The organism is Fervidobacterium pennivorans, assembly GCF_001644665.1.
Classification (GTDB): domain Bacteria; phylum Thermotogota; class Thermotogae; order Thermotogales; family Fervidobacteriaceae; genus Fervidobacterium; species Fervidobacterium ngatamarikiense.
The window spans coordinates 373,286-387,556 of sequence record NZ_CP011393.1 but is presented as its reverse complement, the minus strand read 5'-3'; the positions used below and the strand labels follow the sequence as shown (position 1 = coordinate 387,556).

At 40.6% G+C, this 14,271-nt stretch carries 16 protein-coding genes; 9 read left to right on the top strand and 7 right to left on the bottom strand.

The window, feature by feature from the left end:
* Nucleotides 1-9: 9 nt before the first annotated feature.
* From JM64_RS01820 to JM64_RS01800, 5 genes are read right to left on the bottom strand one after another with little or no spacing between them, the layout of a single operon-like run.
* Nucleotides 10-492, bottom strand: a complete 483-nt coding sequence (locus JM64_RS01820; protein WP_064011243.1) for an RNase H family protein — start codon at nucleotides 490-492, stop codon at nucleotides 10-12.
* An 11-nt stretch (nucleotides 493-503) separates the two neighbouring features.
* A complete protein-coding gene (locus JM64_RS01815) occupies nucleotides 504-1,457 on the bottom strand; it encodes an AI-2E family transporter (RefSeq protein WP_064011242.1) in 954 nt (317 codons plus the stop codon).
* Between the two features lie 48 nt (nucleotides 1,458-1,505).
* The gene (locus JM64_RS01810; RefSeq protein ID WP_064011241.1) at nucleotides 1,506-1,916 is read right to left on the bottom strand and encodes a methylglyoxal synthase; all 411 of its coding nucleotides are present in this window, start codon (nucleotides 1,914-1,916) and stop codon (nucleotides 1,506-1,508) included.
* A gap of 26 nt (nucleotides 1,917-1,942) precedes the next feature.
* Nucleotides 1,943-2,917 carry a radical SAM protein gene (locus JM64_RS01805; protein ID WP_156487876.1) on the bottom strand — a complete coding sequence of 325 codons (975 nt, stop codon included), beginning with the start codon at nucleotides 2,915-2,917 and terminating at the stop codon, nucleotides 1,943-1,945.
* A 43-nt stretch (nucleotides 2,918-2,960) separates the two neighbouring features.
* Entirely contained in the window at nucleotides 2,961-3,764 is an 804-nt protein-coding gene (locus JM64_RS01800) for an NAD(P)/FAD-dependent oxidoreductase (protein WP_064011240.1), read from the bottom strand.
* Between the two features lie 125 nt (nucleotides 3,765-3,889).
* On the opposite strand from JM64_RS01800, the gene JM64_RS09930 reads away from it, so the two are divergent.
* Nucleotides 3,890-4,840 carry a DDE-type integrase/transposase/recombinase gene (locus tag JM64_RS09930; RefSeq protein ID WP_064011239.1) on the top strand — a complete coding sequence of 317 codons (951 nt, stop codon included), beginning with the start codon at nucleotides 3,890-3,892 and terminating at the stop codon, nucleotides 4,838-4,840.
* A gap of 62 nt (nucleotides 4,841-4,902) precedes the next feature.
* On the opposite strand, the gene JM64_RS01790 is transcribed toward JM64_RS09930, so the two are convergent.
* Together JM64_RS01790 and JM64_RS01785 are read right to left on the bottom strand one after the other, a co-directional pair.
* Nucleotides 4,903-7,101, bottom strand: a complete 2,199-nt coding sequence (locus tag JM64_RS01790) for a fibronectin type III domain-containing protein (RefSeq protein ID WP_064011238.1) — start codon at nucleotides 7,099-7,101, stop codon at nucleotides 4,903-4,905.
* A gap of 135 nt (nucleotides 7,102-7,236) precedes the next feature.
* The gene (locus JM64_RS01785; RefSeq protein ID WP_064011237.1) at nucleotides 7,237-8,535 is read right to left on the bottom strand and encodes a nucleotide sugar dehydrogenase; all 1,299 of its coding nucleotides are present in this window, start codon (nucleotides 8,533-8,535) and stop codon (nucleotides 7,237-7,239) included.
* A 329-nt stretch (nucleotides 8,536-8,864) separates the two neighbouring features.
* Here JM64_RS01785 and rplU point away from each other — a divergent pair, with 329 nt between their 5' ends.
* The 8 genes from rplU to rpoD all read left to right on the top strand — a co-directional run bounded on the left by rplU (nucleotide 8,865) and on the right by rpoD (nucleotide 14,271).
* Nucleotides 8,865-9,182: a 50S ribosomal protein L21 gene (gene rplU, locus JM64_RS01780; protein ID WP_014450722.1), complete on the top strand. Its 318-nt coding sequence runs from the start codon at nucleotides 8,865-8,867 to the stop codon at nucleotides 9,180-9,182.
* 9 nt (nucleotides 9,183-9,191) lie between these two features.
* Nucleotides 9,192-9,503, top strand: coding sequence for a ribosomal-processing cysteine protease Prp (locus JM64_RS01775; protein WP_014450723.1), 312 nt, complete (start codon nucleotides 9,192-9,194; stop codon nucleotides 9,501-9,503).
* Nucleotides 9,493-9,762 (top strand): 50S ribosomal protein L27, encoded by a 270-nt coding sequence (gene rpmA / locus JM64_RS01770; protein WP_041262745.1) that lies wholly within the window; start codon nucleotides 9,493-9,495, stop codon nucleotides 9,760-9,762. Before JM64_RS01775 ends, rpmA begins: the two co-directional genes overlap by 11 nt.
* A gap of 37 nt (nucleotides 9,763-9,799) precedes the next feature.
* The gene (locus JM64_RS01765; RefSeq protein WP_014450725.1) at nucleotides 9,800-10,324 is read left to right on the top strand and encodes an ECF transporter S component; all 525 of its coding nucleotides are present in this window, start codon (nucleotides 9,800-9,802) and stop codon (nucleotides 10,322-10,324) included.
* 46 nt (nucleotides 10,325-10,370) lie between these two features.
* On the top strand, nucleotides 10,371-10,817 hold the full coding sequence (gene rplM, locus JM64_RS01760; RefSeq protein ID WP_014450726.1) for a 50S ribosomal protein L13: 447 nt from the start codon (nucleotides 10,371-10,373) through the stop codon (nucleotides 10,815-10,817).
* A 15-nt stretch (nucleotides 10,818-10,832) separates the two neighbouring features.
* On the top strand, nucleotides 10,833-11,231 hold the full coding sequence (gene rpsI, locus JM64_RS01755) for a 30S ribosomal protein S9 (protein ID WP_014450727.1): 399 nt from the start codon (nucleotides 10,833-10,835) through the stop codon (nucleotides 11,229-11,231).
* A gap of 167 nt (nucleotides 11,232-11,398) precedes the next feature.
* Complete coding sequence (gene dnaG / locus JM64_RS01750) at nucleotides 11,399-13,117, top strand: DNA primase (RefSeq protein WP_064011236.1); 1,719 nt, start codon at nucleotides 11,399-11,401, stop codon at nucleotides 13,115-13,117.
* Nucleotides 13,118-13,155: 38 nt separating this feature from the next.
* Nucleotides 13,156-14,271 (top strand): RNA polymerase sigma factor RpoD, encoded by a 1,116-nt coding sequence (gene rpoD / locus JM64_RS01745; RefSeq protein ID WP_014450729.1) that lies wholly within the window; start codon nucleotides 13,156-13,158, stop codon nucleotides 14,269-14,271.

Here is a 14,271-nt window from a genome sequence, read left to right as displayed (position 1 = left end):
GGGCAGTTTTCATTTAAACATCTCAAGCTGGGTCAAAAAATCCTCAAAGTAAGGGGCATGAAACTCGCCTTCAAGAGCTTTCTTAGCCAATTTATCTGCCAGATTGTTCAACTGGTTACCTTTGTGTGCTTGCACTTGGATAAATTCAATATCAACATAATTCATGTAATGCTCCAGGAATGCTTTGTACAACTTTGTCAGCTCAGTCTTTGTTTTCCATTCACCACTAATCCAGTTTGCAAGACCCGAGTAATCATGGAAAATTCGTATTTTATTTATGCCTTTCTTTGAAGCGTAAAAGACAGCGTACATCACAGCGTAAATCTCTCCTGAAACATTTCTGTGAACGGAGAGTACTTCAGATTTTATGCTAAACGCGAATTCCTCTATCACTTCGCTACACTTGATTACAACACCACTTCCCACGATGCCATCTCTGAAACTACCGTCTGTGTAAACATCACATATTTTATATCCCGAAATATCTTCCATCAGTGCACCACCTATTTTTCAGTTCTTAGCTTCAGCACATAGAAATTCCAGTAATCACGTATGAATATCAAAATTGGTAAAGCGAGCAAAACTCCTACAAATCCAAGAACGCTACCCAAAATGAATATCGAAAGTAGTATCACAAACCAATGAATCTTCAAATTACTGCTCTGAATCTTTGGACCGTAGAACCAAGATTCCGTTTGATTAACGGCAACAAGCACTACGGTCAGCCAAACCATACCCTTTACCCCTTGAGAAGTAAACACTAGAAGACACATAGGAACAGCGGTAAGCAGCAACCCTACGAACGGGAAGAATCCGCCAATAAAAGACAAAATACCCAATGTTAGCGCCGAAGGTACACCAATGATGTAAAGCCCGACGGTTGTAAGAGATGCACTAATAAACGAAACCAAAACCTGCCCTCTTAGATAACGCTTCACGTTATTAAAGAAGTGAACGACAAAATGTTCACCGTACTTTGGGTCATCGATAAACAAAAAATGAACTTTCTCTTTAAAATAAAATCTTATACTCTCCACACCAGCCATCGTGACTATAAGCAAAACAACCATTGTGAAGAGAGACGGCAAGATATTGGCAACGTATTTTATCACTTGTGCGAGGAAAGAAGAGATATTACTTTTGAATTCGTCAAGATATTTCAAAGCCCAAGCGGGTAAATCCAAATTAAGACTTGCGGATTGCGCACTTTGTATAACTGAATTTATTTGATTGATAACTAACGGGAAGAAAGAAGCAATTGCATAAACGAATATTGCAATTACAAAGACGTAAGATGCTATTGCAGGAAAGCGTTTTCCTGTTTTTTTCAGAACATAGTCATAAGGCACACTAAGAATAACGGAGAAATAATAGCCCAATACGAGTGCACCAATGACAAAAGGCACTTTCCAAGCAAAGAATATGAAAAGCAGAAAATAAAACAGAACTAACAACATATCTCTGTAAGGTACTTTTTCAGCTTTTATATTATCGGCAATGACTTTTTACTCTCCTTCATTTTCGTTAGTCTCCTTAATGATTTTCTTTTCAATCTCAAGCACAAGTGCTTCTGCAGTTGCAAGATTCGTTGCTAACGGTACGTTGTGCACGTCGCACACCCTCAAGAGTGCGCTTACATCAGGTTCGTGGGGCTGAGCGGTAAGTGGGTCTCGTAAGAAAATCACAAAATCGATTTCGTTGTTAACTATCAACGCACCGATTTGCAAATCTCCCCCGTATGGTCCGGACTGGAACTTATTCACCTTCAGCCCTATCTTTTCTTCTATAACCTTCCCCGTTGTGCTTGTTGCGTACAAATCGCATTTGGAAAATACATGCATCCACTCCTTAACAAACATTGCCAAATCTAATTTTTTCTTATCGTGTGCAATAAGCGCAACTCGGATTCTTTTCATACACATCGCTCCTATATATACTAATACTAATCTTGCCTAACAAAAACATATGAATTTTCCAATTTCCTTTGTGCTGCCAAATGCCTTTGAACGTACTGACCGCAATTACTTCCGATTTTGTTCTCTTCCAGCTCCCCAACACTGATTATAACCTCGTACCCGTTCTTCTCAAGCTCTGCGACAAACTTTCTGTGTTTAAACACAAGCCCTCGCTCATCAACATCTGAATTTAACCCATTCTCAACAGCCCTGTATGTGGGATTGACTGGAGTAATTTTGATTAAGAATTTCTCAGGGTCAAAGTACTCCATGATTACCGATGCATCTACTTCATTTTCCTGCGCGAGTGCGAAATTCAGTGTCACTTTTCTATCACCTTTTTGAACAAACCGTTCTCCGTACTTTGTAATTTCTTCAAAACCCCATTTCTTTACAGGAATAATCCTATCTCTTTGCTCTTTCGACGTACTGTGAATTGAAAATTGCATTTGGAACCTACCTATATAGTATTTGTTCTTTATCTCAAGCAATCTTTCGAACCATCCTTCTCTCCCAACTGGTGCAACGGTACTTATTGAAGGCATCAATCCTGGTGCATCGAGCATGTGTGGGAGTTTTTCAAGCACGCCAAGCACATTATCGTTTAAAGCCGGCTCTCCGACACGTGCGAATTGGATTTTAAACTTCTCAACAGGGACACTCATACCGTATCTTTTATTGGTTAAAAACAAAATCTGAGCTAATATTTCTTCTTCCGTGAGCTTCCTTTTGTAATACCCTCCTGCATCGCACATCATACAGCCAACAGGACAACCGTCCATAGTCGACACAATCAAAACCCATTTCTTCTCTCTCGGAATCGGGGGTTGGATTGATTCAACGAACTCTATCAATGCACCATTTTTACTCTCGGCAAGATAAACCATGGCGATGTCTTCCTTGCCATAGCTTGCAACGATTTTCAAATCATTGAGCAAACCCTTAACTTCCGTAAATTCCATAACTTTGCCACACCTCCACAAATCCTTTCTATTTTCTATTTATTTATTTATTCAATTGTTCTACAATTTCCACAATCTCCATTGCGCACTTAATTCCATCACCTATTGCTATCGATGATTGCCGAAAATTTGGATGAGCAACATCTCCAATTTTAAATACTTTCATAGAGCTCGCGTTTATCTTAGGTTCATTCGCTATTCTACCAATCGCAATTAAAAGAGCATCGAAGATGTACGACCCAGCTTTTGTATAAACGTAGACTTTCTCGTCTTTCTGTTCAACAAATGCAATAGCTTCTCCGAGTCTAATGGGAATTCCTCTTTCTTTTGCATACTCAACCAACCTACTAACAGCTTTAAGCTTGTTACTTCTTACAAAAACGGTAGGTTCTCTACTGTCTTCTTTTGCATGGATAGCGTAATCTAACGCTACATCCCCACCACCGTAGATGGCAACGGTTTGAACATCTTGTGGAAGATGGATGTATTCATAGAACGTCCTTGGTCCCTCTAAGTCTACCAGCCGTTTTGGAACAGTGCCAGTGGCAACAACAGCGATATCGCATTGATATCTTCGCACTCTACCTGTAATCTCAAAATCATCAACAGTCAAGATTTCATCCTGAACAACCTCTATCCTATACTCTTTAATATACCATTTTAACTTATCCACGAATCCTGTCCCAGAGATAAACCCAACGGGTGGGAAATTTTCAACGCGCCATGCATTCCTTATCAACCCACCAATTTCATCCTTTTCATAAATTGTAACATCCACACCGTATCTCTTCAACAAGACTGCGCACGATATACCTGCAGGCCCACCGCCTATAATTGCTACCTTCAAATCATTCCTCCCCTTATTTCAAAAGATAATGTTAACTAAAAGTATTGAAACTTTCCAAAAACCGCATTATCCTTATAAAGAGGGGACACCCCCCAACCAACTCTCGACAAAGGAGGTATCCCGATATGAACAACTCAACACTCTCTTGTCCAAAATGCGGTTCCACCAGCCTATACAAAAACGGTCACGACAAATACGGTAACCAACAATTCCTTTGCAAACTCTGCCATCATTCCTTCAAACTTTCCCATTCTCAAAAACGCAAAAACTTTCCTTTCCCATATCCCAAATGCTCTTCTTGTGGTAAAGCTATGGAAATTCACAAAGTCCGTCGCTCTTTCGTTGTTTTCCGTTGTAGAACCCGTCATACCAAAGATAGAGTACCTTTTAACTTTCCTGAACCAGTCACTTTTATTCCTGAGAACTTTAAATATTTCCGCTTTCCTCTCTTTTTCGTCTTAAAGGCTTTCGTTTTGTATATGAAGCACAATATGTCTTATCGCTCTCTTGCTCATTCTCTTAATATCAAAGTATCTCATGTCACCATATACAAATGGGTTATTAAATTGTGTACTTTATTCTCTGTACTTTTCCCAACATTTACCATCGAAAATGTTTTCTCAGTTCATGCTGATGAAACTGTTCTTGTGTTCAAAGAACAAAAGTACTATGTTTGGCTATTAGTTGATCACGAAACTAACTTAATTCTTTGTTGGCATGTCTCAAAGTATCGTGATATGGGACAAGTCAAAGTATTGCTCGAGAAGTTCTTTGGTAATTCAAAACCTAGAAACATTGAACTTATTACTGATGGACTTGGTGCATATGAAAGTGCAGTAAAGCTGTTGTTCAGAAATATCAATCACGTAGTGGTACCGCTCGGTAAAAACAATCAATGTGAATCTAAGTTTTCATTGTTGAAAGACTTTTTCCGACTCAAGCGAGGGCTGAAGAATACGAAGAATTTAGCGAAATATATTCAAGGATTTTGTGTAGTGAAGAATCTTTGGAAAACACACAATGGCAATATCAATTGCATTCTTTCACACTTACACTCTTTCATCACTACAAGTTAACACTATCTTTCAAAAAGCCGTGGCGTTTGCCACGGCATGCTTATTTTGATTACAAATGACTACTACTGAACTTTTAGTTCAAATCTCCAAACCTTTCCTTCTGTTACTCCATCATGTGGGTCTTTTGCAACAACACGCCAGTAATACAGACCTGGTTCGTTCAATGTAACTTGGATAGATCTTTGAGAAGTTCTTATCGGTTCCACACCGGTAAAATCGTTTGTTCGTGCGATGTAAATCTCATAAGTCAGGTTATCTCCATCTGGATCAGAACATCCCCAACTAAGAATTATGGTTGTCGGTGTGTTTGACGAAGAAATTACACTTCCATCTGCCGGGTTTGGATTTGATGGGAAGTCGGGCGCTTCGTTTGGTTTCGTTGTAAAGTTCCAAGTGGTACTGTAAGCATAATTACCAAACGTATCTTTAACCTCAACTCTCCAGTAGTATGTCTTGATTGGCGAAAGCCCTGCAACAACATGCGAAATTTCAGAACTAGTTTGGCCTGTTATTGTTGCATAGAGCGTCATCTGGTCAGGCTGACCTATGTAGAGATAATACACCAGTTGTGCTGGGTCGCTAGTTTCTTTATCCGTACTTGCTTTCCATCGCAACGTAACGTTGTTGAAAGCGACGTTTTTTGAGTTGTTTGTTGGTAACAAAAGCTCAGGTGCTGTCGGTGGCTCGTCTTTGTCAGTTATTTTGAAACTCCAGATTGGACCTTCCACTGGTGGGTTGTATCCATCCGAGACCACAACCTTCCAATAGTACGTCTTTCCAAACTCGAAGAGCCTTGGTGTTTCAAAGACACTTGTCGTTAGTCCACTTGCCAGCAGTTGCAGATTATCAGGATTTTCACCCAGATAAATATCATACCTCAACTGGTCTCCGTCTGGGTCTTCTGATACCCATGAAAACCTCGGGATTCTATTAGGGAGATTATCAGCCTTATCCGATGGATATGGTGATGTAGGAACCGTTGGTGGATTGTTCCTGTAAGTGGTAAACGTAAATTCATCGCTCTTTGTGCTTCCACCGTGTGGGTCTTTTGCTAAGACATACCAGGTGTAAGTCTTTCCAATTTCAAACACACCAGAGACATTCAGACTGATACTGTTACCAAGCACAGGACTCTTTCTCAGCACAACCTTGTTTTCAGAAACTACAACAAACTCATAGCTAACTTCATCCTCATCAGGGTCACTTGCCGAGCTCCATTGGAAATTAACACTAGAGATCTTTGCAAAGTTCAACTTCGCTCCATTTTCTGGAGCAATTAGCGTTGGTTTATCAGGCGGTGTATTTGCTTTAGTTGTGAAATAGAAACTCTGCGTTTTTGTTTCACTGTACTTATCTATCGCAGTTATTGTTAGTTTGTACGTAGTGCTTGGTTTTAGCCCTGTAACCGTGAATTCTGTAAGTGTTGAATTACTGAGCAGGTTCTGACTGTCATTGATTGAGACGCTATATTTCAAATCTTCGTAATCTTTGTCGTATCCTTGCCAACGGAGTGTTAAATTGTTGAACTTTACATCTCTTTCTCCATCGCGTGGATTAAGTAGTTCTATTCTGTCCGGTGCCTCGTTCTGCTTCGTTGTAAATGTTGCAACGATTAGCTCGCTTTTAGCTCCCCAGGGATCTTCTGCCTGAACTGACCATTCGTAACTTGCTAACTGTTTCAGGTCCTTCACGACGGCTGAGTTTGTGGCTACAATTGTTTCAAAAACTGGTTTATCTTTCCCAGCTTCATACACCTTCACATAGAACTTCAGGTCATCGTTATCCGGATCACTTGCGCTCCATGTTAGCGCCAGAGCACCAAAAGGATGACCAGAGGTCTTATCAGGTTTTAGATTTAATACAATCGGCACAGAATTTTCTTTAGTTCTAAAGTTCCAATATTCACTTGCAACTGAATCGTTTCCCTTGAGCCTAACATACCAGCGGTAGGTAGTATTAGGTTTTAACCTACCTTTGGGAACATCTACCTGGATACCTTGCCCACCGCTAACAACTTGGGTGAAGACCGTAGTTCCTGTGCCGTTTTCTCTGACTATCACTTCATATTCACCATTTGTTGGGGTATTAAAGGTTAGCTTTACGTTGTTGAAATTCAAATTAGCCTCGTTGTTTCTGGGTGATAGAAGTTCTGGTTTCTTAGAGTTTGAAGGATTTACGCACGAACTCAAGACCACTAACAAAACAAACATAACGAAGAAAACTTTAGTTATTTTCGAAGAAAAAACTCTCAGATAGACCATTTATATCCCCCTTCCGTAAAACTGTTCATGCTACTCTTCGTCTACTAAATTATATCACAAACCAAAAAACAACACACCCTCGAAATTGAGGGTGTGCTGCCTAAAATTGGATTCAAATTAGTTATATCACATATATCAAAGCAATATCACGTTTTCATACTTTCCTTTGGTCACGTTCTTTGTATCAAACACAAATGGCACGTTCTTTGCAACAAACTCATAATCGATACCAATCGTATGTCCGGATGTTACAATAGCCCCGTCCATCTTCTTTAAATTCTCTTCTGTTAGTTCAATTCTCTTGTACTGTTTTCCTTTGTGAGTGAATTCAGGGACGAATGGGTCATAGTAGAACACGTTTGCCTTTTTCTTTTCGAGTATTTCAATCACCTTCAACGCGGGACTTTCCCTCAAATCGTCTATATTCCCCTTGTAGGTAACTCCAAGAAGCAGAATATTCCTTCCGTTCAAACACTGCTTTCTTTCGTTAAATATGTCAGTAAGCCTATCAACAACGTAATATGGCATACTATCGGAAATTTCTCCTGCCACTTCCACAAGCATCATATGCAGGTCGTATTCCTTCGCTTTGTATACAAGATAAAACGGGTCAATGGGTATACAATGCCCGCCAATACCAGGTCCAGGATAGAACGGCATGTAACCGAACGGTTTCGTTGCCGCTGCGTCGATAACCTCCCAGATATTGATTTTCATCTTTTCAGCAACCTTTGTCATTTCTTGAACAAGTGCGATATTCACAAGTCTGAATGTGTTCTCCAATATCTTCGTCATCTCTGCTGCCCTTGGTGAAGAAACGGGGAAAACGCCAGCTTCGAGCACGTTTTCATACAATGCAACGGCATGCTTTGTGCATTCTGGGGTAACTCCACCGACGACTTTGGGCGTATTCCTCGTCTTGTACCTCGGGTTACCTGGGTCAACACGTTCTGGACTGAAAGCAAGATAAAAATCCTTTCCAACCTTTAGTCCTGTTTCTTGCAAAATTGGTAGGACAACCTCCTCCGTTGTGCCCGGATACGTTGTACTCTCAAGAACAACAAGCTGCCCTTTTCTCAACCTTTTCTTTATTTCATTCGCACTGTTGGTTATATAACTCAAATCTGGTTGCTTGAACTTATCAAGTGGTGTAGGCACGCATATACTTATCACATCACAATTTCCCAATTCATCAAAATCAGTAGTCGCCCTTAACTTCTTTGCTTGGACAAGTTCTCTCAACTCGTTGTCATCAACATCACCGATATAATTTTCCCCTCTGTTAATCATATCAACGCGCTTTTGCTGTATATCAAACCCAACAACTTTGTAGCCCGCCCTTGCTTTCTCAACCGCCAAAGGCAGTCCCACATACCCCATTCCAATTACACCGACAACCGCTTCCTTGCTTAGAATCTTTTCATACAAACTCATCTTCATCCCTCCAGCCAGCTTTATTATCCCACACTCGCTCAAGAATTTTAAAATATTCATTCACTGAATGAATTTTACCATACAAATTATCGTCCGTCAATTAAGAAACTTTAATTATCCCGCCTGATTGGTTAGCAACATCTCTGTAAGCATATATTAACGAAAATTTTTCTTGAAAAACTTTCCTCAATGGTAAAATAATACACGTATGCAAGTTTCATATGCAAAAAACGGGTACTTAAAACGCGTCTTAAACGGTTGGGGATTCCCCGCACGTCTCCAACCTACGTTGTTTTAGTACCTGTAAAACACTCAGGGAGGTGAACTTTGTGTACGCGATAGTGGAAAGTGGTGGAAAACAGTACAAAGTCGAGGCTGGACAACTACTACACACAGAAAAGCTCAACGTGGCTCCAGGTGAAACCATCGAGCTTGACAAAGTTGTCATGGTCAAAACAGACGATGGTAAAGTCCTTGTTGGACAACCATACCTCACAAACGTAAAGGTTACAGGAACTGTTGTCGAACACGCAAGGGCAAGAAAAGTGCTCGTTGGGCAGTTCATTCCAAGAAAAGGCCACAAGACAATCAAAGGGCACAGACAGTGGTACACCACTATCAAGATTGAAAAGATAGAAGTGAAATAATCACATAAGATGATTGTGTGCAAGTTTAAGGTATTAAAAGGCTTCTATGAAGCATTTGAAATCTCAGGACATGCGTTGTATGCAAAGAAGGGAAAAGACATAGTCTGCGCGGCGGTAAGTACGGTTTCTCAGCATACGGCGAGGGCGTTGAGTGAAGACGGAGCGCAGTTAGAAATTGAAGAAGGATACCTGAAAGTTGAAAAGATTCCGAAAGACAATATCTCGCAAAGATTCGTAGAAGAACTTAGAAAAACACTGGAAGATATCGCAAGTCAGTATCCAAGATACGTCAGAGTGGAGGTGAACGATGATGCGCATTAATATACAACTCTTTGCAAAAGCCAGTGGCGCAGGCAGAAACGGAAGAGACAGCAATCCAAAATACTTGGGTTTCAAGAAATACGATGGTGAAAGAGTCATCGCAGGGAACATAATACTCAGACAGAGAGGCACAAAATTCTGGCCCGGTCAGAACGTTGGAATGGGTAGAGACTTCACACTCTTCGCACTCAAAGACGGTATTGTGAAGATTGTCGAAAAGAACAACAGAAGATACGTAACGGTTGTCGAAGAACAATAAGAACCCCAACTTCTTCCCATCGAAGGGGGAACACAGTATGAAGAACAGTTCTGCGGTAAGAATTGCAACAATTGGAATAATGTCTGCACTAGCAACCGGACTCATGTTCTTAGAACTTCCCATATTTCCATCGGTGAATTTCTTAAAATTCGACCCAAGCGATATACTTCCATTGCTTGCAGGATTTATTTTTGGACCCATCGACGGAATTTTGGTGTTATTAATCAAAGATATACTCTTTTATTTACTGAAATCCGGAGATATTGTAGGCATCATGATGAACTTTGCAGCAGGTGTTTCGTTCCTGTTACCGGTTATCTACATCTACCGAATTAGGGAAAATAGGGTATTCGAGATAATTGGTTACGTAGTTGGTGTGCTCGTAGTTTCAGGTGTAATGACCGTTCTCAATATGGTAGTTGTTCCGTTCTACTGGAAAATCCCACTCAAAGAGACACTGAAATATTTACCGTACATAGCAGGTTTTAACGCGATAAAATTCTCAATAGATGCGGTTGTAACTGCCTTAATTAGAGAGCGAATTGAGAAAATATTTGAATAATGACAGTCGAAACGAAGAAAGTGAAAAGTGAAGGGAGGAAAACAAAATGGCAAGGCCATTACCAATACAGAAAACCACATTCCCGAAAAAAGTAGAAAGAAAATGGTATCTTGTCGATGCAGCAGGCAAGCCACTTGGAAGGCTTGCGACAAGAATAGCGCTCTTGCTCCAAGGCAAGAACGAACCGACATGGTCTCCACACTATGACAACGGCAATTTTGTTGTTGTAATAAACGCAGAAAAAGTAAAACTCACAGGTAAGAAAATCAAGCAGAAAGTCTATTACCACCACTCAGGATACCCTGGTGGACTTAAATCACAAACCGCAGAACAAATTCTCCAAAAACACCCTGAAAGACTCATCGAACTTGCGGTCAAAAGAATGCTTCCAAAGACAACACTCGGCAGACACCAATTCAAGAGATTGAAGGTCTACGCTGGTGAAACACACCCACATGAAGCGCAAAAACCTGAGAAGGTAGAACTTCTCTGATAGGGAGGGAAATAAATGGCTGAAATCTACATGGGCACAGGTAGGAGGAAAACTTCAACTGCCAGAGTTTACCTCAGACCAGGGACAGGGAAGATAGAGATAAACGACAAAGTCTACAACGATTTCAATGAATACTTTGAAAATAAAGTCTGGACAATGCACGCGATTGAACCACTCAAGGTAACAGGTCTTGAGGGTACATTCGACATCCAAATCAGGGTCGAAGGTGGCGGTAAGAACGGACAAGCCGGAGCAGTCAGGCTTGGTTTGGCAAGAGCACTCGTTGCATTCAATCCAGACCTCAGAAAGACACTCAGAGACAAAGGATTCCTTACAAGAGACCCAAGAATGGTCGAAAGAAAGAAATACGGTCTCAAGAAAGCAAGAAGAGCTCCACAATTCTCCAAACGTTAATTTGGAAGTCTCAAATTCCACTTACACTTTGCTGTTAACGATCTACGAGACTACAAATCAGGTGGCGGATGGCGTGTTCCATCTGCTACCTTTATTTTCATGATTTTTCCATTTTCTGTCACTCATCTTTTTCTTTCCCCCGCTTCGAGAAAGGGGCGGTGAAGGGTATGATACCAAGGGATATAATCGAAAGAATTCGGGAGAAGAACGACATTGTTGAGGTTATCTCGGAATACGTGAACCTCCAAAAAGTGGGTTCAAATTACCGAGGGCTTTGTCCATTTCATCTTGAGACCACCCCTTCGTTTTACGTAAGCCCACAAAAAAAGATATTCCACTGTTTCGGTTGCGGAGCCTCCGGTGATGTTATCAAGTTTGTCCAAGAGATTGAAAACATCTCGTACGTGGAAGCGGTTCGAAAGCTTGGTGAACGTGTAGGTATAACTGTTTCGTTTACAGAAGAAGACGAAGTCAGAACGAAATACTACGCATTTTACAAAGAACTCCATCAGCTCTACAAATCCAGACTAAGTCAAAATCAAAATGTAATTGAATATCTAAAAAAACGTGGCTACGATGCGCGGGAAATTTCTTTGTATGAATTCGGCTTTTCACCTGTCGATTCGAAACTCCCACAGCAAGTTGCGCAAAGATTAGGACTAAGCAAAGAAGAGCTAGAAAAATTCGGCTTTTCAAACACAGACCCATTTGCTGGTAGACTTATCATACCTATCGCCGATGATTTTGGTAGGGTCATTGCATTCGGTGGTAGACTCATCGGTGAAGGCGTTCCAAAATACCTCAATTCGCAAGACACGTTACTTTTCAAAAAATCCTCCACACTCTATCTGTTCAGCTTTGCGAAAGAATACATAAAGCAAGTAGATTACGCAATTATCTGCGAAGGATACTTTGATGCTTTGGCATTTCACAGAGCCGGTATAAAGAACGCGGTTGCAACACTCGGAACAGCGCTGACAAAATCGCATATTTATAAACTCAAAAAACTTACACCAAACATTGTTCTTGCTTTCGATTCAGATAGCGCTGGGATTAAAGCAGCGTTGAGAAGCTTAGAGATGCTCATACCTGAAGGATTCAACGTTGCCATTGCAAAATTTGAACAAGCAAAAGATGCCGATGAAACATACTCGAAACTTGGAGTGGAAGGTCTTGTCAAAGTCCTTGACAACAGCATCGGTGCCGAGCAATTCGTTGTTGAAAGCTTGGCAAAACAATACGATTTATCCAACCCAAGTGGGTTCAATACTTTCATAAAAATTCTCAGAAACTGGGAACGTTTGTTCTCATCTAACCCCAAAAGCTTGGAGAAATTTTACGAGTATGCGAGCGTAACAGCGGGTGTGATGAAGGAAGAATTAAAAAGCTTACTTGTATCTGAACAAGCACAAAAACAAGGTGGTCAGAATAATCAATACAATCTGCAATACAGAAGCTATCAGCACCAAAACATCCAACTTCCCAAAACACCTGTCAAAAAAGTCCCAACAACGGAAGATTACCTTGTTTACATGTATTTCAACTACCCAGAATTATTCAAACAAATTGAATTCACCCCAGATTTGCTCGAGGGAAAGGCAAGAGAATTCTTTTTAATCGCAAAAGATTTGAACGTTTCGTTAGATTCGTTGTCTAAACATATGGGCGAGTATGTTAAAGAGGTGTTTGACAAAATTGATTTCGAAGTCGATGATAAAATAGTGGAATACATTAAGAAAGACCTCGAGCTAAGGCGTATTGACAAACGCATTGCGGAAATCGACTCCCTCGTTTTAAAAGTTACATCCGATGAAGAAAAGCGCATACTTTTGAAAGCCAGAACAGAACTGGTCCGGCAGAAGATGAAAATAAAAAATCAAAAATGAAAATAAAGTTCCTCAAAATGGTGAGGAGGTGTTTTTGTATGTCAAAAACAGCGGTAAAAGAGAACACCGAACTACAGAAAAAGCTCGAGAAGCTCATCGAACTCGGTAAAAGGAAAGGATACATCACATACGACGACATTGACCGCACATTCCCACCAGGGGAAAGTGAGGAAGTCGATGGTAATTTGGATCTTGTTTACGAAACACTTGAAAAGAACAAAATAGAAATTAGAGATACAACTGATTTTGCCAACATGGAAGAAGAATTGAAAAGTTACCTAAGCGAAGGTCCTGAGGTATTCGACAGCACAGAACCCAAGGATTTAATAAAAATGTACCTACGTGATATTGGAAAAATCAGATTGCTTACACCATCTGAAGAACGCAGGCTTGCTCAGAGAGCCCAGATGGGCGACAAAAAAGCAAAAGAAGAACTCATCATCTCAAACCTTAGACTTGTTGTCAGTATGGCAAAAAGATACCTCGGTAAGGGACTTTCTTTCCTCGACCTTATCCAAGAAGGTAGCTTGGGATTGATAAAAGCAGTTGAAAAATTCGACTGGTCAAAAGGTTACAAATTTTCCACATACGCAACCTGGTGGATTAGACAGGCGATAACAAGGGCTATAGCTGACCAAGCAAGAACAATCAGGGTACCCGTCCACATGGTTGAAACAATAAACAAAATACAAAAAATAAAAAGAGAATACATGCAAGAGCATGGAGAAGAACCACCTCTAGAATACATCGCCGAACAGGTTGGAAAACCGGTTGAAAAAATAGAGGAAATCTTGCAATCAACTCCTGAAACACTCTCTTTGGAAACACCTGTAGGCGAAGAAGAAGACTCTTCTATGGCTGATTTTGTTGCCGACGAATCCGTTGGTTCACCTAAGAAAGAAGCAATAAGAACGCTCATGAAAGAAGAAATCGATAAATTATTGGAAACACTCAACGACAGAGAAAAGATGGTTTTAAAGATGAGGTACGGTATACTCGATGGGAAGCCCAAAACACTTGAAGAAGTCGGTCAGTACTTCGGTGTCACTCGTGAAAGGATAAGGCAGATAGAAGTCAAAGCGCTAAGAAAACTCAGACATCCTTCACGTAGCAGATACTTAAGGTTACTCCAGAAACTCGCCGAAGAAGACTAA

Coding starts and splice junctions, on each gene's coding strand:
- JM64_RS01820 (WP_064011243.1), bottom strand. CDS start 492: ATGGAAGATATTTCGGGATATAAAATATGTGATGTTTACACAGACGGT.
- JM64_RS01815 (WP_064011242.1), bottom strand. CDS start 1,457: ATGTTGTTAGTTCTGTTTTATTTTCTGCTTTTCATATTCTTTGCTTGG.
- JM64_RS01810 (WP_064011241.1), bottom strand. CDS start 1,916: ATGAAAAGAATCCGAGTTGCGCTTATTGCACACGATAAGAAAAAATTA.
- JM64_RS01805 (WP_156487876.1), bottom strand. CDS start 2,917: ATGGAATTTACGGAAGTTAAGGGTTTGCTCAATGATTTGAAAATCGTT.
- JM64_RS09930 (WP_064011239.1), top strand. CDS start 3,890: ATGAACAACTCAACACTCTCTTGTCCAAAATGCGGTTCCACCAGCCTA.
- JM64_RS01790 (WP_064011238.1), bottom strand. CDS start 7,101: ATGGTCTATCTGAGAGTTTTTTCTTCGAAAATAACTAAAGTTTTCTTC.
- JM64_RS01785 (WP_064011237.1), bottom strand. CDS start 8,535: ATGAGTTTGTATGAAAAGATTCTAAGCAAGGAAGCGGTTGTCGGTGTA.
- JM64_RS01775 (WP_014450723.1), top strand. CDS start 9,192: ATGATTGTGTGCAAGTTTAAGGTATTAAAAGGCTTCTATGAAGCATTT.
- rpmA (WP_041262745.1), top strand. CDS start 9,493: ATGCGCATTAATATACAACTCTTTGCAAAAGCCAGTGGCGCAGGCAGA.
- JM64_RS01765 (WP_014450725.1), top strand. CDS start 9,800: ATGAAGAACAGTTCTGCGGTAAGAATTGCAACAATTGGAATAATGTCT.
- rplM (WP_014450726.1), top strand. CDS start 10,371: ATGGCAAGGCCATTACCAATACAGAAAACCACATTCCCGAAAAAAGTA.
- rpsI (WP_014450727.1), top strand. CDS start 10,833: ATGGCTGAAATCTACATGGGCACAGGTAGGAGGAAAACTTCAACTGCC.
- dnaG (WP_064011236.1), top strand. CDS start 11,399: ATGATACCAAGGGATATAATCGAAAGAATTCGGGAGAAGAACGACATT.
- rpoD (WP_014450729.1), top strand. CDS start 13,156: ATGTCAAAAACAGCGGTAAAAGAGAACACCGAACTACAGAAAAAGCTC.